Genomic DNA, 15,252 nt, shown 5'->3' on the forward strand with positions numbered 1-15,252 from the left:
TTCGGATGCGCACCGTGCTCTGGACGCTAGGAGCCCGGCCCCGCCGCGGCGATCGCTGCCGGGTGAACGGGTGACCCACTGCTCCGCCCGGGGTATTCGGGCCCCCTTGGGTCGACCCCGGGGTGCCGCGCCGTCGGCCGCGTTACGTCGCCGGGGTGGGGCCAGGGAGGGGGCGGCGGATGAGAAAAGCCGCCAGGGAGCCCGCGGCGAAAAGGGCGATCAGGGAGACTGCGGTGCCCAGCCAGGTGGTGCCGAGCCACTGGGTGCCGAAATAGCCGAGGGACACGCTGTAGCCCGCCCAGGCCGAGCCCGCCAGGACCGACCAGGGCAGGAACTCCTTGACCTTGCGCTGCATCCGCCCCGCGCCCAGGGAGACCACCGAGCGGCCGGCCGGGGCGAAGCGGGCGATCACCACCAGGGCGCCGCCGCCGCGGGACAGGGCGGCGGCGAGGCGTTCGTGCGCGCGGGTCAGCCGGCGGGATCGGGCGATGGCGCGGTCGAGGCGGGCCCCGCCCCGCCGGGCCAGCCGGTACGCGGCCATGTCGCCCAGCACCGAGGCGGTGACGGCCGTCACGAGCAGCGCCAGGATGTCCGGCACCTGCGCCGGCACCACCTGGCTCGCCGCCGGTCCGGCCGCCCCCGCGGCGGCGGCCGCGGCCGCGGCGGTGATCACCAAAACGCCGCTCGGCAGCACCGGCAGGAAGACGTCGAGCACGACGGACAGCGCCACCAAGGCGTAGATCCATGGGCTCGAGGTCAGAGACCCCAGAGTCTCAAGCAAAGCGGGACTCCCCAGTCCGGTTGACGTGCTTCGGCAGTGAAGCGCCGCAGCGTCGCGGGGAGCGGCAGGGGCGGCTTGACAGCCATACAGAGTACGCCCGGTGTCCGCGCGCCGGACGCCCGGGGTCGCTCAGGGGCCCGCGGTGTGTCCACTCACTCCGCACCGGTGAGGTCCCGGTCGAGTACCTGCACCAGCCGGGCGCCCTGGCGCTGCTGGTGTGCCTGGTCGAGCCGGAGCCGGGCCGTCCGCCCGGACAGCGCGAGCGTCATCAACTGGTTGCCGAACCACGGCCCGCCCGTACGCCGCCAGCTCAGCGGCGGGCGCCCCGTCCGCCCGTGCCCGGAGAACCCGCGCCCCAGCCACCGGCCCAGCCGTGACCAGCCCAGCCGGAAGCCCCACTTCACCGCGGTGTGGATGGAGTTGTGCACCGGCGAGCACGTCAGCTGGAACACCCGGGCCGTACTGGGTATTCGGGGCTCGGCCACATACGCGTGGTGGACGTCCCCCGACAGCACGCACACCGTCGCCGGCGCCCGCGGGCCCGTGCTCACCTCCTCGATCAGATCGCTGAGCGCCGCGAACGAGGCCGGGAACGCCGCCCAGTGCTCCAGATCGCTGCGCCGGCGAAGGTCCTCCCCGATCCGCGCCCACCGAGGCCCCCGCTCGCCGCGGCACAACGCGGCATTCCACACCTCCGCGTCGTGTATCAGCGGCGGCATCAGCCACGGCAGCGAGGCCCCGATCAGCAGGTGGTCATAACCGCCGTGCCCCTCCAGCGCGTTGTCCCGGAGCCACTGGTGTTCCGCCGGGTCGAGCATCGCCCGGCCGTCCTCGGCCAGTACCCGGGCGGCCCGGGTGTCCACCATGAGCAGCCGGTACCGGCCGAAGTCACGGCGGTAGCTCCAGCGGGCCGTGGCCGGATCGGCGTCCGCCGCGGCGGCGAAGGCCCGTAGCGTGTCGGTGCCGTCGGGGGCTTCGCGCACCGCTCCGTACAGCGGGTCGGCCGCCAGCTCGGCGGGGGAGAGATTGCCCAGGTGCTGGTACACCCAGTACGACATCAGCCCGCTGAGCACCCGCTCCTGCCACCAGGCGGTGGCGCGCATCTGCGCCACCCAGGCCGCGCTGGTGTTCCAGTCGTCCACGACGTCGTGGTCATCGAATATCTGCAGGCTCGGGACGGTCGACAGCAGCCATCGGATCTCGGGGTCGAGCCAGGACTCGTAGTAGAGCCGGGTGTACTCCTCGTAGTCCGCGACCTGGGCGCCGGGGGCCTCGCGCAGGTCCCGCCGGGCCGCGAGCCATTGCCGGGTCTCCCGGGACAGGTGGTCGGCGTACACCTGGTCGCCGAGCAGCAGCAGGACATCGGGCCGGACCGCCTGCGGGTCGGCCGCCAGCCGCGCCGCCAGGGTGTCGAGCGCGTCCGGGCCGTGCGGACCGCGCCCGTCTGCGGGCGGGGCGGCCTGGCGGCAGGAGCCGAAGGTGACGCGGAGGCCGGGGCCGGGGCCGGCGGTGCGGCCGGTGACGGCGGGGGTGGTGATCGTGCTCGGCGGGAATGGATCGTCGGGCAGCGGCCAGACGCGGACGCCGTCGAGCAGCACCTCGTAGGCCGTGGTGCCGCCCGGGGTCAGGCCCGTCACCGGCACCAGGGCGTAGTGGTGCCCGGCGATCTGGAACGTGCGCACGCTGCCGCCGGCGCCGTCGGCGCAGCGCACCTCGGCCGTGCACGGGCGGTCCGCCTCGACCCATATGGTGGCGGAGCCGCCCGTGTCCCAGTCGACGTAGCGCAGCAGTGGTCCCAAGCGCAGTCCGGCCATGCAACTCCCCCTCCTCCGTTGTCCCTTCGATCACGTTACGACGGGGAGGGGGAGCTCGGCCTCCCCCTGGCGGGGGAAAGATCCCTGGCCAGAGGTCGGCTCCTGGGCTGTCAGCAGGCGTTGAGGATGTTGACCAGGGCCGTCTTCTCGCCGGAGTCCATGCTCAGGCCCCAGTACTGCTTCACGTTGACCCACATGCGGGCGTAGGTGCAGCGGTAGGCGGTGCGCGACGGCAGCCACTTGCCGGGGTCGAGGTCGCCCTTGGCCTGGTTGACGTTGTCCGTGACGGCGATGAGCTGGGGGCGCGTGAGGTCGTTGGCGAACTGCTGGCGCTTGGCCGTGGTCCAGGAGTTGGCCCCGGAGCGCCAGGCCTCGGCGAGCGGGACGACGTGGTCGATGTCGAGGTCGGAGGCGGCGGTCCACGTGGCGCCGTCGTACTCGGAGTACCAGCTTCCGCTGACGGCGGCGCAGGCGGAGTCCTGGACGACGTTCACGCCGTCCCGCTTGAGGACGGTCTCGCGGGTGTTGCAGGCGCCGGAGACGGTGCTCCAGTGCGGGAACAGGTCGCGGCTGTAGCCGCTGGTGGAGCCCTCCGTCTTGGGCGTGACGCCGGCGAGGTACGAGCGGGCGGCCGCGGCGCTGATGGGGGCGGGCGGGGCGGCGGCGGCGCCGGGCGCGCTGACGAGGGTGGTGAGGGAGGCGAGCGCGACTGCTGCCGTGAGCATGCCAAGTCGACGCGCGTAGACGCCTGACGTGCGGAAGGTGGGGGACATCGGGGCTCCCTGGAAGTGGGGGTGGGTCCGTGCGGCCCCGCCGGTGGGGGCGTGGCCATGCTGGCGGCGCCGGGTTTCGCGGGGATGGGCGCCAGGTGACAGTGTGAAGACATGGGCATGTCATGGCGAGGTCTGTAACGCCCCGGAATTAAGCGGAACTTGTGACTCCGGGTGAGGCCTGAGTGCCTGGGGGTGGGTGGGAGCCGCGTGAGGTGACCCCAGGGTTGGGGCAAAGGCTCATTTCGCCGGGCGGGGGCGTCCCGTACCCCTTGGGGAGCAGTAGGGGAGCGGCTCTTCGCCGGACCGTCGACATACTGCCGGGTAACCCCGGCCGGCGAGGCCTTCGGCTGCAGTGTCCTGTCCGCGTTTACGCACCCGGGGCGCCGCACCGAGCCGAAGCGACGCCTGACACACCCCAGGTCTCTCGGTACCGATGGCGTCCTGCCCGGCCGATCGAGGTTCACCCCAGTGTTCAGCTTCACCGTTACGGCGATCGCCTTCGGCGTTGTCTTCCTCGCCGAACTCCCCGACAGGCCGTCGTCGGTGTCATGTTCCTCGCGGGTGTGGCGGCGTTGCTCCTGAAGAAGGGCGAGGGGGAGGAGGAGGTGAAGGCGCCCGCCGACCGGTCGTTCTGGAAGGTCTCGGGCGCCGGCTTCGTGCTGATCCTCGTGGCCGAGTTCGGTGGAGCCGCGTTTCCCCCTGTACGAGGCGATCACCGGCTGATCTTCGCAGGGGTGCGGTGGCGGGGTGGCGGGGTGGCGGCGGGGTACGCGAAGGCTCCCCGCCCTGACCCGGGGCGGGGAGCCTTCGCGTACCCGGGGTGCGGGCCTGCCCGGTCGGGGTCAGGCCGTGCGGAGCGTGAGGTGGATCGAGCCGTCCGCGGCGGCGGTGACGCCGACGGACGTCAGGTCGGGCACGTGGGCCGTGGGGGCGTGGGCGGCGGCACGGGGGCCGACGCCGATGACGCGCATGCCCGCGGCGCGGCCGGCCTCTATGCCGGCGGCGGAGTCCTCGAAGACGATGCAATCGGCCGGATCCACGCCGAGGGCGGCGGCGCCCTTCAGGAAGCCCTCGGGGTGGGGCTTGCTGTCCTGGACGGATTCCGCGGTGACGCGGACCTCGGGCATCGGCAGGGCCGCGGCGGTCATCCGGGCCGTCGCCAGGGCCGTGTCGGCGGAGGTGACCAGGGCGTGCGGCAGGGCGGCGAGGGAGGCCATGAACTCGGGGGCGCCGCCGACCGGCACCACGCCTTCGGTGTCGGCGGTCTCGCGGGCGAGCAGCACCGCGTTCTCGGCGCGGTTCCGCTCCATCGGGCGGTCCGGGAGCAGGATGGCCATGGTGGCGTAGCCCTGGCGGCCGTGGACCACCTTGAGGGCCTCTTCCGGATCCAGGCCGTGCGAGACGGCCCAGTCGCGCCAGCAGCGTTCGACCACCGCGTCGGAGTTGACGATCGTGCCGTCCATGTCCAGGAGCAGGGCCTTGGCGGTCAGGACGACAGGGGCGGTGGTGCTGGCCGGCATCGGCGGACTCCAGACGAGGCGGGAGAAGAGAACAAGTGGTTCCGTCCACCGGTCAGGGAGTGAGGACGGAACCACTTTGTTCCTGCACGATACAAAACTCCGGGCCCTTCGCGCCATCCCTGGAGGTGTGACTCATCCCTCCAGTGCCGCCCGGGTGGCGGGGCCGTAGACGCCCCAAGGGTCCTTGTCGATGTTGTTGTCCCATTGGAAGGTGGAGACGGCCTCCTCCACGCGGTCGCCGTACTTGCCGTCGATCCTGCCGCGGTACAGGCGCTTGGCCGCCAGCAGACGCTGGAGCTTCTCCACTTCCGGGCCCGAGTCCCCGTACTTCAGGGTCGGGGCCTGCGCCGGCGGGGGCGGCGGGCTCACGGAGCGGCTGGGAGTGGGCGACGGGCTCGGCGAGGGGGGCGCCGACGTACGGGACGCGCTCGGGGACGGCGAGGGGGAAGGGGAGCGGGACGCGGAAGCGGACGCGCTGGGGGAGGGGGACCGCGACGGCGACGGGCTCGGCGGCGCCGGGGTGGACGCACCCGGCGCGCTCGCCACCGGAACCGAGGGCTTCGCGTCGGGGAGGGCGGTGGCGGGCTCGTCGGAACCGGGCAGCAGCGCCATCGCCACGCCCGTACCCAGGGCGGCCACCGCGAGCGCGCCGACCAGGATCGGCGCGATACGCCGCCGGGGCCCCCGCGGCGGTGCGGCCCCGGCCGGGACGGCGCGGAGCTGCATCGTCTCGTCGGGCCCCGCCGAGGGCGCCGGGGGCGCCGGGTGCGCCGGGGGTCCCGGGTACGCCGGCGGCTCCTCCCGAGACCCAGGCGGCGGGACCACGGGCATCCCGTACGCCGGGGTGTCGTGCTCCGGCGGGACCTGCGCTGGCCGGTCCTGCGTCGGCGGGACTTGCGCTGGCCGGTCCTGCGTCGGCGGGACCTGTGCCGGCGGGACCTGCACTGGCCGGTCCTGGGCCGGCGGGACGTGCGTCGGCGGGGCCTGGGTCGGCCAAATCTCCTCCGGCCGTGCCTGCGCCTGCGGGACCTGCGCCGGCGGGACCTGCGCTGGCCGGTCCTGCGTCGGGGAGACCTGTGTTTGCGGGACCTGCGCCTGCGGGACGTGCGTCGGCGGGGCCTGGGGTGGCCAGATCTGCTCCGGCCGTGTCTGCTCCCGCGGGACCTGCGCCTGCGGGATCGGCGTCTGGGACACCACGCCGCGTACCGGCTGTGGGGAGGGGGGCGGGGCGTCCGCCTGGCCGGGGTCGGGCAGGGTCACATACGGCCGGACGCGCAAGGGCTCGAACCCCGCGCTCGGCGCACACCGGCACGCGGCACCCACGGCATTGCATTCCGGACAGCGTTCAGCGCTCACTGGAACCCCTCCCTCCCTGGCCACTGCCAGGCATTATGCAGACCCGCGCAGGGCTGCCCAACCCGCCCGAGAGGCCATAACCGGACACACCACTCAGGATGGAGATTGTTGATGCGGCCCTGAGGAGGAGCCGATGGCGCAGGACGTGACCACGGAGCCCGGCCCGCAGAGGTCCGGCCCTACCGCAGAGCACGCGAGCCGCGAGGTGCTCGTCTCCATCGGCGCCCTGTTGCTGGGGCTGCTGATCGCCGCGCTCGACCAGACGATCGTCTCGACCGCGCTGCCGACGATCGTCAGCGACCTGGGAGGGATGGCGCACCTCTCCTGGGTCGTCACCGCCTACATGCTCGCCTCGACCGCCGCGACCCCGCTGTGGGGCAAGCTCGGCGACCAGTACGGGCGCAAGAAGCTGTACCAGTACGCCATCGTGCTCTTCCTGATCGGATCCGCACTGTGCGGGCTGGCGCAGAACATGCCGCAGCTCATCGGATACCGCGCCCTGCAGGGCCTCGGCGGCGGCGGTCTGATCGTGCTGTCGATGGCGATCGTCGGCGACATCGTCCCGCCGCGCGAGCGCGGCAAGTACCAGGGCCTCTTCGGCGCCGTCTTCGGAGCGACCAGCGTGCTGGGTCCGCTGCTGGGCGGGCTGTTCGTGGACCAGCTGTCATGGCGCTGGGTCTTCTACATCAACCTCCCCATCGGCCTCGTCGCGCTTGTCGTCATCGCGTCCTCGCTGCACATCCCGGTGCGCTCCGAGAAGCACACCATCGACTACCTCGGCACCCTCCTCATCGCCTCCGTCGCCACCTGTCTGGTGCTGGTCGCCTCCCTCGGCGGCACCTGGGGCTGGAGCTCGCCCGAGATCATCGGGCTGGCCGTGCTCGGCGCGGTGCTGCTGGTCGCCTTCCTCCTCATCGAGCAGCGGGCCGCGGAACCGGTGCTGCCGCTCAAGCTGTTCCGCATCCGCACCTTCACCCTCTGCTCCGTGATCAGTTTCGTCGTCGGCTTCGCGATGTTCGGGGCGATGGTCTACCTCCCGACCTTCCTCCAAGTGGTGCAGGGCGTCTCACCGACCATGTCCGGCGTGCACATGCTGCCGATGGTGCTCGGCATGCTCATCACCTCCACCGGTTCCGGCCAGATCGTCAGCCGCACCGGGCGGTGGAAGGTCTTCCCGATCGCGGGCACGGGCGTGACCGCGATCGGCCTGCTGCTCCTGCACCAGCTCCACCGCACCAGCTCCACCTTCGAGATGAGCGCGTACTTCTTCGTCTTCGGAGCCGGCCTCGGCCTGGTGATGCAGGTACTCGTCCTGGTGGTGCAGAACGCGGTCAGTTACGCGGACCTCGGCGTCGCAACCTCCGGCGCCACCTTCTTCCGCTCCATCGGCGCCTCCTTCGGCGTCGCCATCTTCGGCACGGTCTTCACCAACCGGCTCGACGGCAAACTGGTCGCCTCCCTCGCCGGTGTCCCGCTGCCGCCCGGCGTGGACGCGGCGCGGCTGGAAGCCGACCCGCGGGCCATCGCCGAACTCCCCGCCGAACTGCGCCCCCGCGTGCTCGACGCCTACGCCACCTCCATCACCGACGTCTTCCTCTATGCCGTCCCCGTGGTCCTCGTGGCCTTCGTGGTGGCCTGGTTCCTCAAGGAGGACAAGCTCCGCGGCTCGGTCACCGCCCCTGACGTGACCGAGACCCTGGCCTCCAATCCCGTCCACCGCTCATCCCACGACGAGGTGGCCCGCGCCCTGTCGGTACTCGGCACCCTCCAGGGCCGCCGCCACGTCTACGAGAAGATCACCGAGAGGGCGGGCTTTGACCTGCTGCCCGCCGCCAGCTGGCTGGTGCTGCGGATCAACAAATACGGCTCCGCCGAACCCGCGGTCCTCGCCGACCGCACCATCGTGCCGCTGAGGGCCATCACGGACGCCGCCCGTCAGATCGAGGAGCGCGGGCTCGCCGTACGCGACGGGCTCGCGCTGGTCCTGACCGACAAGGGCCGCCAGAGCGCCGTGAAGCTGTCCGCCGCCCGGGAGGAGTCGCTGGCCGAGCTGCTCGGCGACTGGTGGGGCCCGGACCGGCCGACCGACCTGACCAAACTGGTTGCGGAGATCAACCGGGAGCTGTGCGGATCCGACTCCGAGGAGCCCTACGACGCCATGGCGCGCCGGGACCACTCGATCCGCTGACCCCGCCCCGCTCGGCCCCGACCGCCCGTTTCCCGGGCAGGCAGGCAGGCGTCAGACCAGCGGCTTCTCGAACCAGTGCTCGGCATACGGGCCGGAGTTGTACGCGGGTATCTCGACATACCCGTGGCGCGCGTACAACGCCCGCGCCTCCACCAGGTCGGACCTCGTGTCCAGCCGAACCCGCTCGGCGCCCAGCGAGCGGGCCTCCTCCTCCAGGACCTCCAGCAGCGCCGCCCCGCCGCCCGTGCCGCGGGTGCGCGGGTCGACGTACACCTTGGTGAGCTCGGCGGTGAGGGGGTCGAGCAGGCGTATCCCGCCGCACGCCAGGGGCGCGCCTCCCAGGCGCCCGACCACGAACTGGCCCGTCGGCGGCAGGAGCCCCTCGTCCGGGAAGTCGACGAGCCCCTCGTCGATCTCGGCCTCGGTGACGGACCGGTTCCAGTACCGGCCGGCGACCTCGGCGTAGTACGCGCGGCGCAGGAGCGTCGCGTCCGGGGTCGTGACGAGCTCCGGGGTGACCTTCCAGGTGCCCGCAGCCGCCCGGTGGGTGCCGGCCCGGTGGGTGCCGGCCGGGTGGGTGTCGGCCGGGTGGGTGTCGGTCTGGTTGATGTCGGTCTGGTTCTTGATCGGGTACGCGTCCATGGCGTTCATGGCGTCATTGTGGAGCGCGCCAGGGGCCCTCCGCGTTGGAATATCCACAGGCGCGGGCCGATGATAGGAAAAAGGACAATCCGCCCACTGGGAGGGTGTGAACCGCCATGTCGGAGCATCCCGACTGTGCCCTGATCCGCCGCGGCTACGAGGCCTTCGGCAAGGGAGACATGGAGACGCTGGGCTCGCTGTTCACGGCTGACGTCATCCACCACGTACCAGGCAACAGCCCGATGTCCGGGCACCACAAGGGGCGCGAGGCCGTCCTCGACTACTACCGCCGGCTCGGGGAGGAGACGAAGGGGACATTCCAGGTCCACCTGGAATCCGTCATGGTCGACGGACGCGGCCACGCCATGAGTGTCCACACGTCGCGCGGCGACCGCGGCGACCGCGGTATCGAAATCCGCGAAGGCCTTTTCTTCACCATCATCGGCCACAAGATCACCGACATCGACCAGTGCACCGCGGACATCGACGAGAGCGACGCCTTCTGGAGCTGAGCCCCCGGCTCAGGGGGCGAGAGGGTCCGAGGTCGGCCACGGCCCCGGACCCTCCCGTGTCACGCCTGCTTCGGCGCGGCCTGCTGCACGACCTCGAACGACCACACCGACGACCCGGACGCCGCGGGCTTCGGACGCTCCCCGGCAGCCCCACCGGCCTCCCCGCCACCCTGGCCACCCTGGTGAGCCGCCTTCATCGGGCCCTCCATCCACGCCTGGAAGTCCTCCTCGGAACGCCACCGCGTGTAGACCAGGTACTGGTCGGTGCCCTCGACCGGGCGCAGCAGCTCGAACCACTCGAACCCGTCGGAACCCTCCACGGCACCCGCCCGCGAGGCGAAGCGCCGCTCCAGCACCTCCCGCTGCTCGGCCGGGACGGTCAGTGCGTTGATCTTCACGATGCTCATGCACGCCATCCTAGGTATCCAGTGGAGGATATCGTCGTCCCCAGGTAATCAAGTGGTGCATGAAGCGCGGCAGCCAGGCGAAGTCAGGGTTGCGGTCAACACGGCGGGAGGCCGGCGAGGCGTGGCTAACGCGGCGGAGCACAGTGGTGCGAACGGACATGCCGGGGTCATAGGCGGTACCAGCAGGCTCGGGGCGGCACGCCTCCTGCTGTGGGCACTGGCGGGGGTGCTCGCCGTGAGGCAGGCGACCGTCGTGCTGCGCGTGCCACCGGGGGAGTGGCTCAGCGACTTCCACATGCCCGGCTCCCCCGGCGGGCTGCCGGCGGCGCTCTACGACACCGGCCAGTTCAACGGGACCCCCTTCGCGGGGCTGGTCCTGAAGCCGCTGGTCGGCTTCGCCGCGCCCCCGCTGGAGGTGGGCTGGACCTGCGTGACCCTGCTGTTCGTCGCCGCCATAGGGCTCGTGGCCGCGCGCAGCCTGCCCGACCCCGTGCCGCGGCGCACCGCGCTGCTGGCCGCGCCCGTGCTCGTCGCGCTGATGATGGTCTCGCTGCCGGTGCGCGAGGCGTCCTCGCCCGGCCAGACCGCCGTCCTGCCGGTGCTGCTGGTGCTGCTGGCGGTGTTCCGGGTGCCCGGCGAGCGGCCGTCCGGCTTCCTGATCGGCCTCGCCGCCGCCCTCCAGCCCGCCCTGCTGCTCTTCGCACCGATGCTGTGGCTGACGGGGCGCCGCCCCACCGCGCGCGCCGCCGCGGTGACCTTCGCCGGTGCCACCGCGCTGTCCTTCGCGGCGCTGCCGCGCGACTCGTGGACGTACTGGGTCGAGCACCTGGCCGGCACCGGCCTCGGGGGCGCCCCCGACAGCCTCTCCAACCAGTCCGTGCACGGCGCGCTGCTGCGGCTCGGCCTCACCGGTCCCGGCGAGATCCTGCTCTACGTCGCCCTCGCGGCCGGGATCGCCTGGTTCGCCCTGAGCCGGGCCGCCCGCTACGCCCGCGACGGCCAGCTGCTGCTCGCCGTCGCGATCACCGGCTGCGCGGCCGTCGCCGTGTCCCCGACCGGCTGGCGCCACCAGCTGCTGTGGGTGCTGCTCGCCGTCGCCGGCAAGGTCGGCAAGCGGGCTGCGGACCGGCCCGTGTGGCCGGTCGCCGTGGTGCTCGCCATGACCCTGCCCAGCGACGTGCTGCTGCCCAACCTGGCAGCGCTGGCCCCCGTACGGGACAACGTGCCGCTGCTCGCCGCGCTGGCGGCCGCCTGCGTGGTGCCGTTCCTGAAGCGCTCCTCGCCGTACTGGCGCGAGCCGGTTCCCACCGCCTACGGGCGGCCCGCCGCCGCGCGGTGGTCGCGGGTGCCGCTGCTGCCGTTCTGGCGGCGCGTGCTCTCGCGCCCCAACCTGCTCCTGGAACTGCTCCTGATACGGGTCGGCTACTCGCTGTACTCCCACATCCGGGCCGCCGCGCCGACCAGCCGCAGCGTCGCCGAGGCGAACGGGAGCCAGATCCACGGCATCGAGCAGGCGCTCGGCATCGACATCGAGCGCGCCGTGAACCACGCCGTGGTGAAGATGCCTTGGCTGGAGGGGTTCTTCAACTTCTACTACACCTCCTTCCACTTCGTGGTCCCGCTGACGATCCTGGCGGCCCTGTACTGGCGCCGGCCGGGCGACTACCGCTGGGCGCGCGCCTCGCTGGGCCTGGCCACCGTGCTGGCGCTCATAGGCTTCTGGCTCTACCCGCTCGCGCCGCCGCGCCTGATGCCCGATCTCGGGTTCATCGACACCGTGCACGGGGTGCAGGACCTCGCCCATCCCCAGTACGGGGCCATGACCGCGATCTCCAACCAGTACGCGGCGATGCCTTCGCTGCACTTCGGCTGGTCGCTGTGGTGCGGGATCGTGATCGTGACGCTCGCGCCGAAGGCGTGGCAGAAGCTTCTCGGGGCGCTGCACCCGCTGATCACGGTGTGCGCGATCGTCGCCACCGCCAACCACTGGGTGCTCGACGCGGTCGGCGGGGCGGTTGTCGTTTCCGCCGGCTTCGGGCTCGTGTACGTGCTTTCCGGGCCGCGGCGGCTGAGTGTGACGCTGCCGGGGCAGCGGAGGGGTGGGGTCGCGGGGGAGGCGGAGCCGGAGCCGGAGCTCGTACGGGTCGCTGGGCGCGGGCGGTAGGGGTACGGCGGCTGGAGCGGGTCCTGCGCCGCCGCCGCCGCCGCCCGGGCGGGTGCGGGTGCGCTGCGGGGCTCTGCCCCGGGCCCCGCGCCTCAAGCGCCGGCGGGGCTGGATTGGGCTCGGCGGGGCCGCCGCCTTGACGGGTGCGGGTGCGCTGCGGGGCTCTGCCCCGGGCCCCGCGCCTCAAACGCCGGCGAGGCTGGATGGGCTCGGCCGGGCTGGATTGCGCTCGGCCGAGCTGGAATGGGGCCCAGGGGCGGCAGGGGCCGGGGCGTGGGTGGGGGTGGTCCCTGCCGTCCTGGGGCCGGGGTCAGCCGTGGCTGACCCGGAGTTCCTTGATGCCGTTGAGCCAGGCCGCGCGCAGGCGGCGGGGGGCCTCGCCGGTCAGGCGCAGGTCGGGCAGGGTGTCGGCCAGGGCGTTGAAGATCAGGTCGATCTCCATGACGGCCAGGGACTTGCCCAGGCAGAAGTGCGGGCCTCCGCCGCCGAAGCCCAGGTGGGGGTTCGGGTCGCGGGTGATGTCGAAGACGTCCGGGTTCTCGAAGACCTCGGGGTCGTGGTTGGCGGAGGAGTAGAACATCCCCACGCGGTCGCCCGCCTTGATCTTCTGGCCGCCCAGTTCCGTGTCCTGGGTGGCCGTGCGCTGGAAGGACACCACCGGCGTGGCCCAGCGCACGATCTCCTCCGCGGCCGTGGACGGGCGGGTCGCCTTGTACAGCTCCCACTGCTCGGGGTGGGTCAGGAAGGCGTGCATGCCGTGGCTGATGGCGTTGCGCGTGGTCTCGTTGCCCGCGACCGCCAGGAGGAGGACGAACATGCCGAACTCGTCCGAGCCGAGGTTGCCCTGGCCTTCCGCCGCGACGAGTTGGGTCACGATGTCTTTGGCCGGGCATTCCTTGCGTTCGGCGGACAGGTTCATCGCGTAGCCGATGAGCTCCAACGCCGCGTTGGCGCCGACCTCCTCGGTGATGGCGTATTCCGGGTCGTCGTACGCGATCATCTTGTTCGACCAGTCGAAGATCTTGGTGCGGTCCTTCTGCGGTACGCCGATCAGCTCGGCGATCGCCTGGAGCGGGAGCTCGCAGGCCACCTGCGTGACGAAGTCGAAGCTGCCGTCCGCCGAGGCGGCCGCGGCCTGCGCGACGATCTTGCCGGCCCGGTCGCGCAGGGCGTCCTCCAGCCCTCGGATGGCCCGCGGGGTGAAGCCCCGCTGCACGATCTGGCGTACGCGGGTGTGTTCCGGCGGATCCATGTTCAGCATGATCAGGCGCTGGGCGTCGATCTGCTCGCGCTGGATGTGCTCGTTGAAGCGGATGATCGCCGTGTTGGTCGTGGAGGAGAACAACTCCGGGTGCGTGGACACGAATTTGACGTCCGCGTGCCGGGTGACGGCCCAGTAGCCCTCGTCGTCGAAGCCGGTGATGCCCCGCCGCTGCGGGCACCACCACACGGGTGAGGTCTGCCGAAGCTGCGCGAACTCCGGGAAGGGGACCCGGTCTTGGAGCAGATCGGGGTCGGTGGCGTCGAAGCCTTCGGGCAGCACGGGGCAGGGCATCGGGCGACTCCAAAGTCTGACGGCCCATCAGATGGTGGCTTGAAGGTAGTAACGAGTTCCAGAAGTGACAAGGGCCCCCGCGTCAACTGTTGCGTGTGGAATCCGTGTAAGCCACGTGCAAGACCCTTGCGTACCGGGCCTTCTGGTCATAAGACTGCGGGGAGAACTAGAACGCGTACTAGTTCGGGCGGGGCGCCGGGACGGCCCGCCAGCCGAGGCGCGCGAGGCGCGCTGTGCGCTGCGCTACGCAGGAGAGGACGAGCTCATGGCCGCGGAACCCGTCATCGTCGAAGCCGTACGCACCCCCATCGGCAAGCGCGGGGGCGCACTCGCCAACCTTCACCCCGCCTACCTGCTCGGCGAGACCTACCGCGAACTCCTCGCCCGTACGGGCATCCAGCCCGACTGCGTCGAGCAGATCGTCGGCGGCACCGTCACCCACGCCGGCGAGCAGTCGATGAACCCCGCTCGCAATGCCTGGCTCGCCATGGGACTCCCGTACGAGACCGCTGCGACGACCGTGGACTGCCAGTGCGGCAGCTCCCAGCAGGCCAACCACATGGTCGCCAACATGATCTCCGGCGGCGTCATGGACATCGGCATCGCCTGCGGTGTCGAGGCCATGAGCCGGGTGCCGCTGGGCTCCGGTTCCAAGCACGGCCCCGGCAAGCCCTTCCCGGACGAGTGGAACGTCGACCTCCCGAACCAGTTCGAGGCCGCCGAGCGGATCGCCCGCCACCGGGGCCTGACCCGCGAGGACGTCGACACGCTGGGCGTGCTCTCGCAGCAGCGGGCCGCCGCCGCGTGGGCGGAGGAGCGGTTCAAGCGCGAGACCTTCGCCGTGCAGGTGCCCACGACGGAGGAGGAGCAGGCCGCCGGGCAGGGCATGTGGCGGCTCGTCGACCGCGACGAGGGCCTGCGCGACACCAGCATGGAGGCGCTGGCCCGGCTCAAGCCGGTCATGCCGACCGCCGTGCACACCGCCGGGAACTCCTCGCAGATATCCGACGGCGCCGCCGCCGTGATGTGGGCCTCGCGCAAGATGGCCCGCGCGCTGAAGCTGAAGCCGCGCGCCCGGATCGTCGCGCAGACGCTGGTCGGCTCCGACCCGCACTACCACCTGGACGGGCCGATCGACGCGACGCGGGCGGTGCTCGGCAAGGCCGGGATGTCCCTCAAGGACATCGACCTCGTCGAGATCAACGAGGCCTTCGCCTCCGTCGTCCTCAGCTGGGCGCAGGTATTCGGCCAGGACCTGGAGAAGGTCAACGTCAACGGCGGCGGCATCGCGCTCGGCCACCCCGTCGGCGCCACCGGCGCCCGGCTGATCACCACCGCGCTGCACGAGCTGGAGCGGCGCGACAAGGAATTCGCGCTGATCACCATGTGCGCGGGAGGCGCGCTGGCGACCGGCACGATCATTCAGCGCCTGTAGCGGCAGCGATGGCGGGAGCGGCAGCGGGATACGGGATACGGGCGCTGCTCCGAAGACCCTGTGGGATGGGAAACAGAAGGCCCCGGTGGCCGACCTGGGGAGGTC

At 72.0% G+C, this 15,252-nt stretch carries 12 protein-coding genes and 1 pseudogene; 5 read left to right on the forward strand and 8 right to left on the reverse strand.

Annotated features, from left to right (window positions below; all coding sequences use genetic code 11):
* Positions 1-142 precede the first annotated feature (142 nt).
* The 3 genes from ACFWBF_RS30100 to ACFWBF_RS30110 form a co-directional block, all read right to left on the reverse strand.
* Positions 143-781 (reverse strand): DedA family protein, encoded by a 639-nt coding sequence (locus tag ACFWBF_RS30100; RefSeq protein WP_385607426.1) that lies wholly within the window; start codon positions 779-781, stop codon positions 143-145.
* A gap of 152 nt (positions 782-933) precedes the next feature.
* Complete coding sequence (locus tag ACFWBF_RS30105; RefSeq protein WP_385607428.1) at positions 934-2,595, reverse strand: alkaline phosphatase D family protein; 1,662 nt, start codon at positions 2,593-2,595, stop codon at positions 934-936.
* 110 nt (positions 2,596-2,705) lie between these two features.
* The gene (locus tag ACFWBF_RS30110) at positions 2,706-3,320 is read right to left on the reverse strand and encodes an HNH endonuclease family protein (protein ID WP_385607430.1); all 615 of its coding nucleotides are present in this window, start codon (positions 3,318-3,320) and stop codon (positions 2,706-2,708) included.
* Between the two features lie 516 nt (positions 3,321-3,836).
* On the opposite strand from ACFWBF_RS30110, the pseudogene ACFWBF_RS30115 reads away from it, so the two are divergent.
* Positions 3,837-4,051, forward strand: a pseudogene (locus ACFWBF_RS30115) (hypothetical protein); the annotation flags it as partial.
* A gap of 159 nt (positions 4,052-4,210) precedes the next feature.
* Here ACFWBF_RS30115 and ACFWBF_RS30120 read toward each other — a convergent pair.
* On the reverse strand, positions 4,211-4,888 hold the full coding sequence (locus ACFWBF_RS30120) for an HAD-IA family hydrolase (RefSeq protein WP_385607431.1): 678 nt from the start codon (positions 4,886-4,888) through the stop codon (positions 4,211-4,213).
* A 132-nt stretch (positions 4,889-5,020) separates the two neighbouring features.
* Complete coding sequence (locus ACFWBF_RS30125; RefSeq protein WP_385607433.1) at positions 5,021-5,614, reverse strand: peptidoglycan-binding protein; 594 nt, start codon at positions 5,612-5,614, stop codon at positions 5,021-5,023.
* A 763-nt stretch (positions 5,615-6,377) separates the two neighbouring features.
* Between ACFWBF_RS30125 and ACFWBF_RS30130 the strand changes: the two genes are divergently transcribed.
* A complete protein-coding gene (locus ACFWBF_RS30130; RefSeq protein WP_385607434.1) occupies positions 6,378-8,432 on the forward strand; it encodes a DHA2 family efflux MFS transporter permease subunit in 2,055 nt (684 codons plus the stop codon).
* Positions 8,433-8,483: 51 nt separating this feature from the next.
* Here ACFWBF_RS30130 and ACFWBF_RS30135 read toward each other — a convergent pair whose 3' ends face one another.
* Positions 8,484-8,912: a GNAT family N-acetyltransferase gene (locus tag ACFWBF_RS30135; RefSeq protein ID WP_385607450.1), complete on the reverse strand. Its 429-nt coding sequence runs from the start codon at positions 8,910-8,912 to the stop codon at positions 8,484-8,486.
* Positions 8,913-9,190: 278 nt separating this feature from the next.
* Here ACFWBF_RS30135 and ACFWBF_RS30140 point away from each other — a divergent pair, with 278 nt between their 5' ends.
* Positions 9,191-9,586, forward strand: a complete 396-nt coding sequence (locus tag ACFWBF_RS30140; protein WP_385607436.1) for a nuclear transport factor 2 family protein — start codon at positions 9,191-9,193, stop codon at positions 9,584-9,586.
* Positions 9,587-9,645: 59 nt separating this feature from the next.
* On the opposite strand, the gene ACFWBF_RS30145 is transcribed toward ACFWBF_RS30140, so the two are convergent.
* Positions 9,646-9,993 (reverse strand): antibiotic biosynthesis monooxygenase family protein, encoded by a 348-nt coding sequence (locus ACFWBF_RS30145; protein ID WP_385607438.1) that lies wholly within the window; start codon positions 9,991-9,993, stop codon positions 9,646-9,648.
* A gap of 121 nt (positions 9,994-10,114) precedes the next feature.
* On the opposite strand from ACFWBF_RS30145, the gene ACFWBF_RS30150 reads away from it, so the two are divergent.
* The gene (locus ACFWBF_RS30150) at positions 10,115-12,157 is read left to right on the forward strand and encodes a bifunctional glycosyltransferase 87/phosphatase PAP2 family protein (RefSeq protein WP_385607440.1); all 2,043 of its coding nucleotides are present in this window, start codon (positions 10,115-10,117) and stop codon (positions 12,155-12,157) included.
* A 310-nt stretch (positions 12,158-12,467) separates the two neighbouring features.
* Here ACFWBF_RS30150 and ACFWBF_RS30155 read toward each other — a convergent pair whose 3' ends face one another.
* Positions 12,468-13,712 (reverse strand): cytochrome P450, encoded by a 1,245-nt coding sequence (locus tag ACFWBF_RS30155; RefSeq protein ID WP_385607442.1) that lies wholly within the window; start codon positions 13,710-13,712, stop codon positions 12,468-12,470.
* 265 nt (positions 13,713-13,977) lie between these two features.
* On the opposite strand from ACFWBF_RS30155, the gene ACFWBF_RS30160 reads away from it, so the two are divergent.
* Entirely contained in the window at positions 13,978-15,147 is a 1,170-nt protein-coding gene (locus tag ACFWBF_RS30160; protein WP_385607444.1) for a steroid 3-ketoacyl-CoA thiolase, read from the forward strand.
* Positions 15,148-15,252 lie beyond the last annotated feature (105 nt).

Origin of the sequence: Streptomyces sp. NPDC060028, from assembly GCF_042736725.1 — a bacterium.
Lineage (GTDB): Bacteria > Actinomycetota > Actinomycetes > Streptomycetales > Streptomycetaceae > Streptomyces.

Bases quoted from the DNA above. Each gene is read 5' to 3' on its own strand.
- ACFWBF_RS30105 (WP_385607428.1), bottom strand. From the start codon at position 2,595: ATGGCCGGACTGCGCTTGGGACCACTGCTGCGCTACGTCGACTGGGAC.
- ACFWBF_RS30110 (WP_385607430.1), bottom strand. From the start codon at position 3,320: ATGCTCACGGCAGCAGTCGCGCTCGCCTCCCTCACCACCCTCGTCAGC.
- ACFWBF_RS30120 (WP_385607431.1), bottom strand. From the start codon at position 4,888: ATGCCGGCCAGCACCACCGCCCCTGTCGTCCTGACCGCCAAGGCCCTG.
- ACFWBF_RS30125 (WP_385607433.1), bottom strand. From the start codon at position 5,614: ATGCAGCTCCGCGCCGTCCCGGCCGGGGCCGCACCGCCGCGGGGGCCC.
- ACFWBF_RS30130 (WP_385607434.1), top strand. From the start codon at position 6,378: ATGGCGCAGGACGTGACCACGGAGCCCGGCCCGCAGAGGTCCGGCCCT.
- ACFWBF_RS30140 (WP_385607436.1), top strand. From the start codon at position 9,191: ATGTCGGAGCATCCCGACTGTGCCCTGATCCGCCGCGGCTACGAGGCC.
- ACFWBF_RS30145 (WP_385607438.1), bottom strand. From the start codon at position 9,993: ATGAGCATCGTGAAGATCAACGCACTGACCGTCCCGGCCGAGCAGCGG.
- ACFWBF_RS30155 (WP_385607442.1), bottom strand. From the start codon at position 13,712: ATGCCCTGCCCCGTGCTGCCCGAAGGCTTCGACGCCACCGACCCCGAT.
- ACFWBF_RS30160 (WP_385607444.1), top strand. From the start codon at position 13,978: ATGGCCGCGGAACCCGTCATCGTCGAAGCCGTACGCACCCCCATCGGC.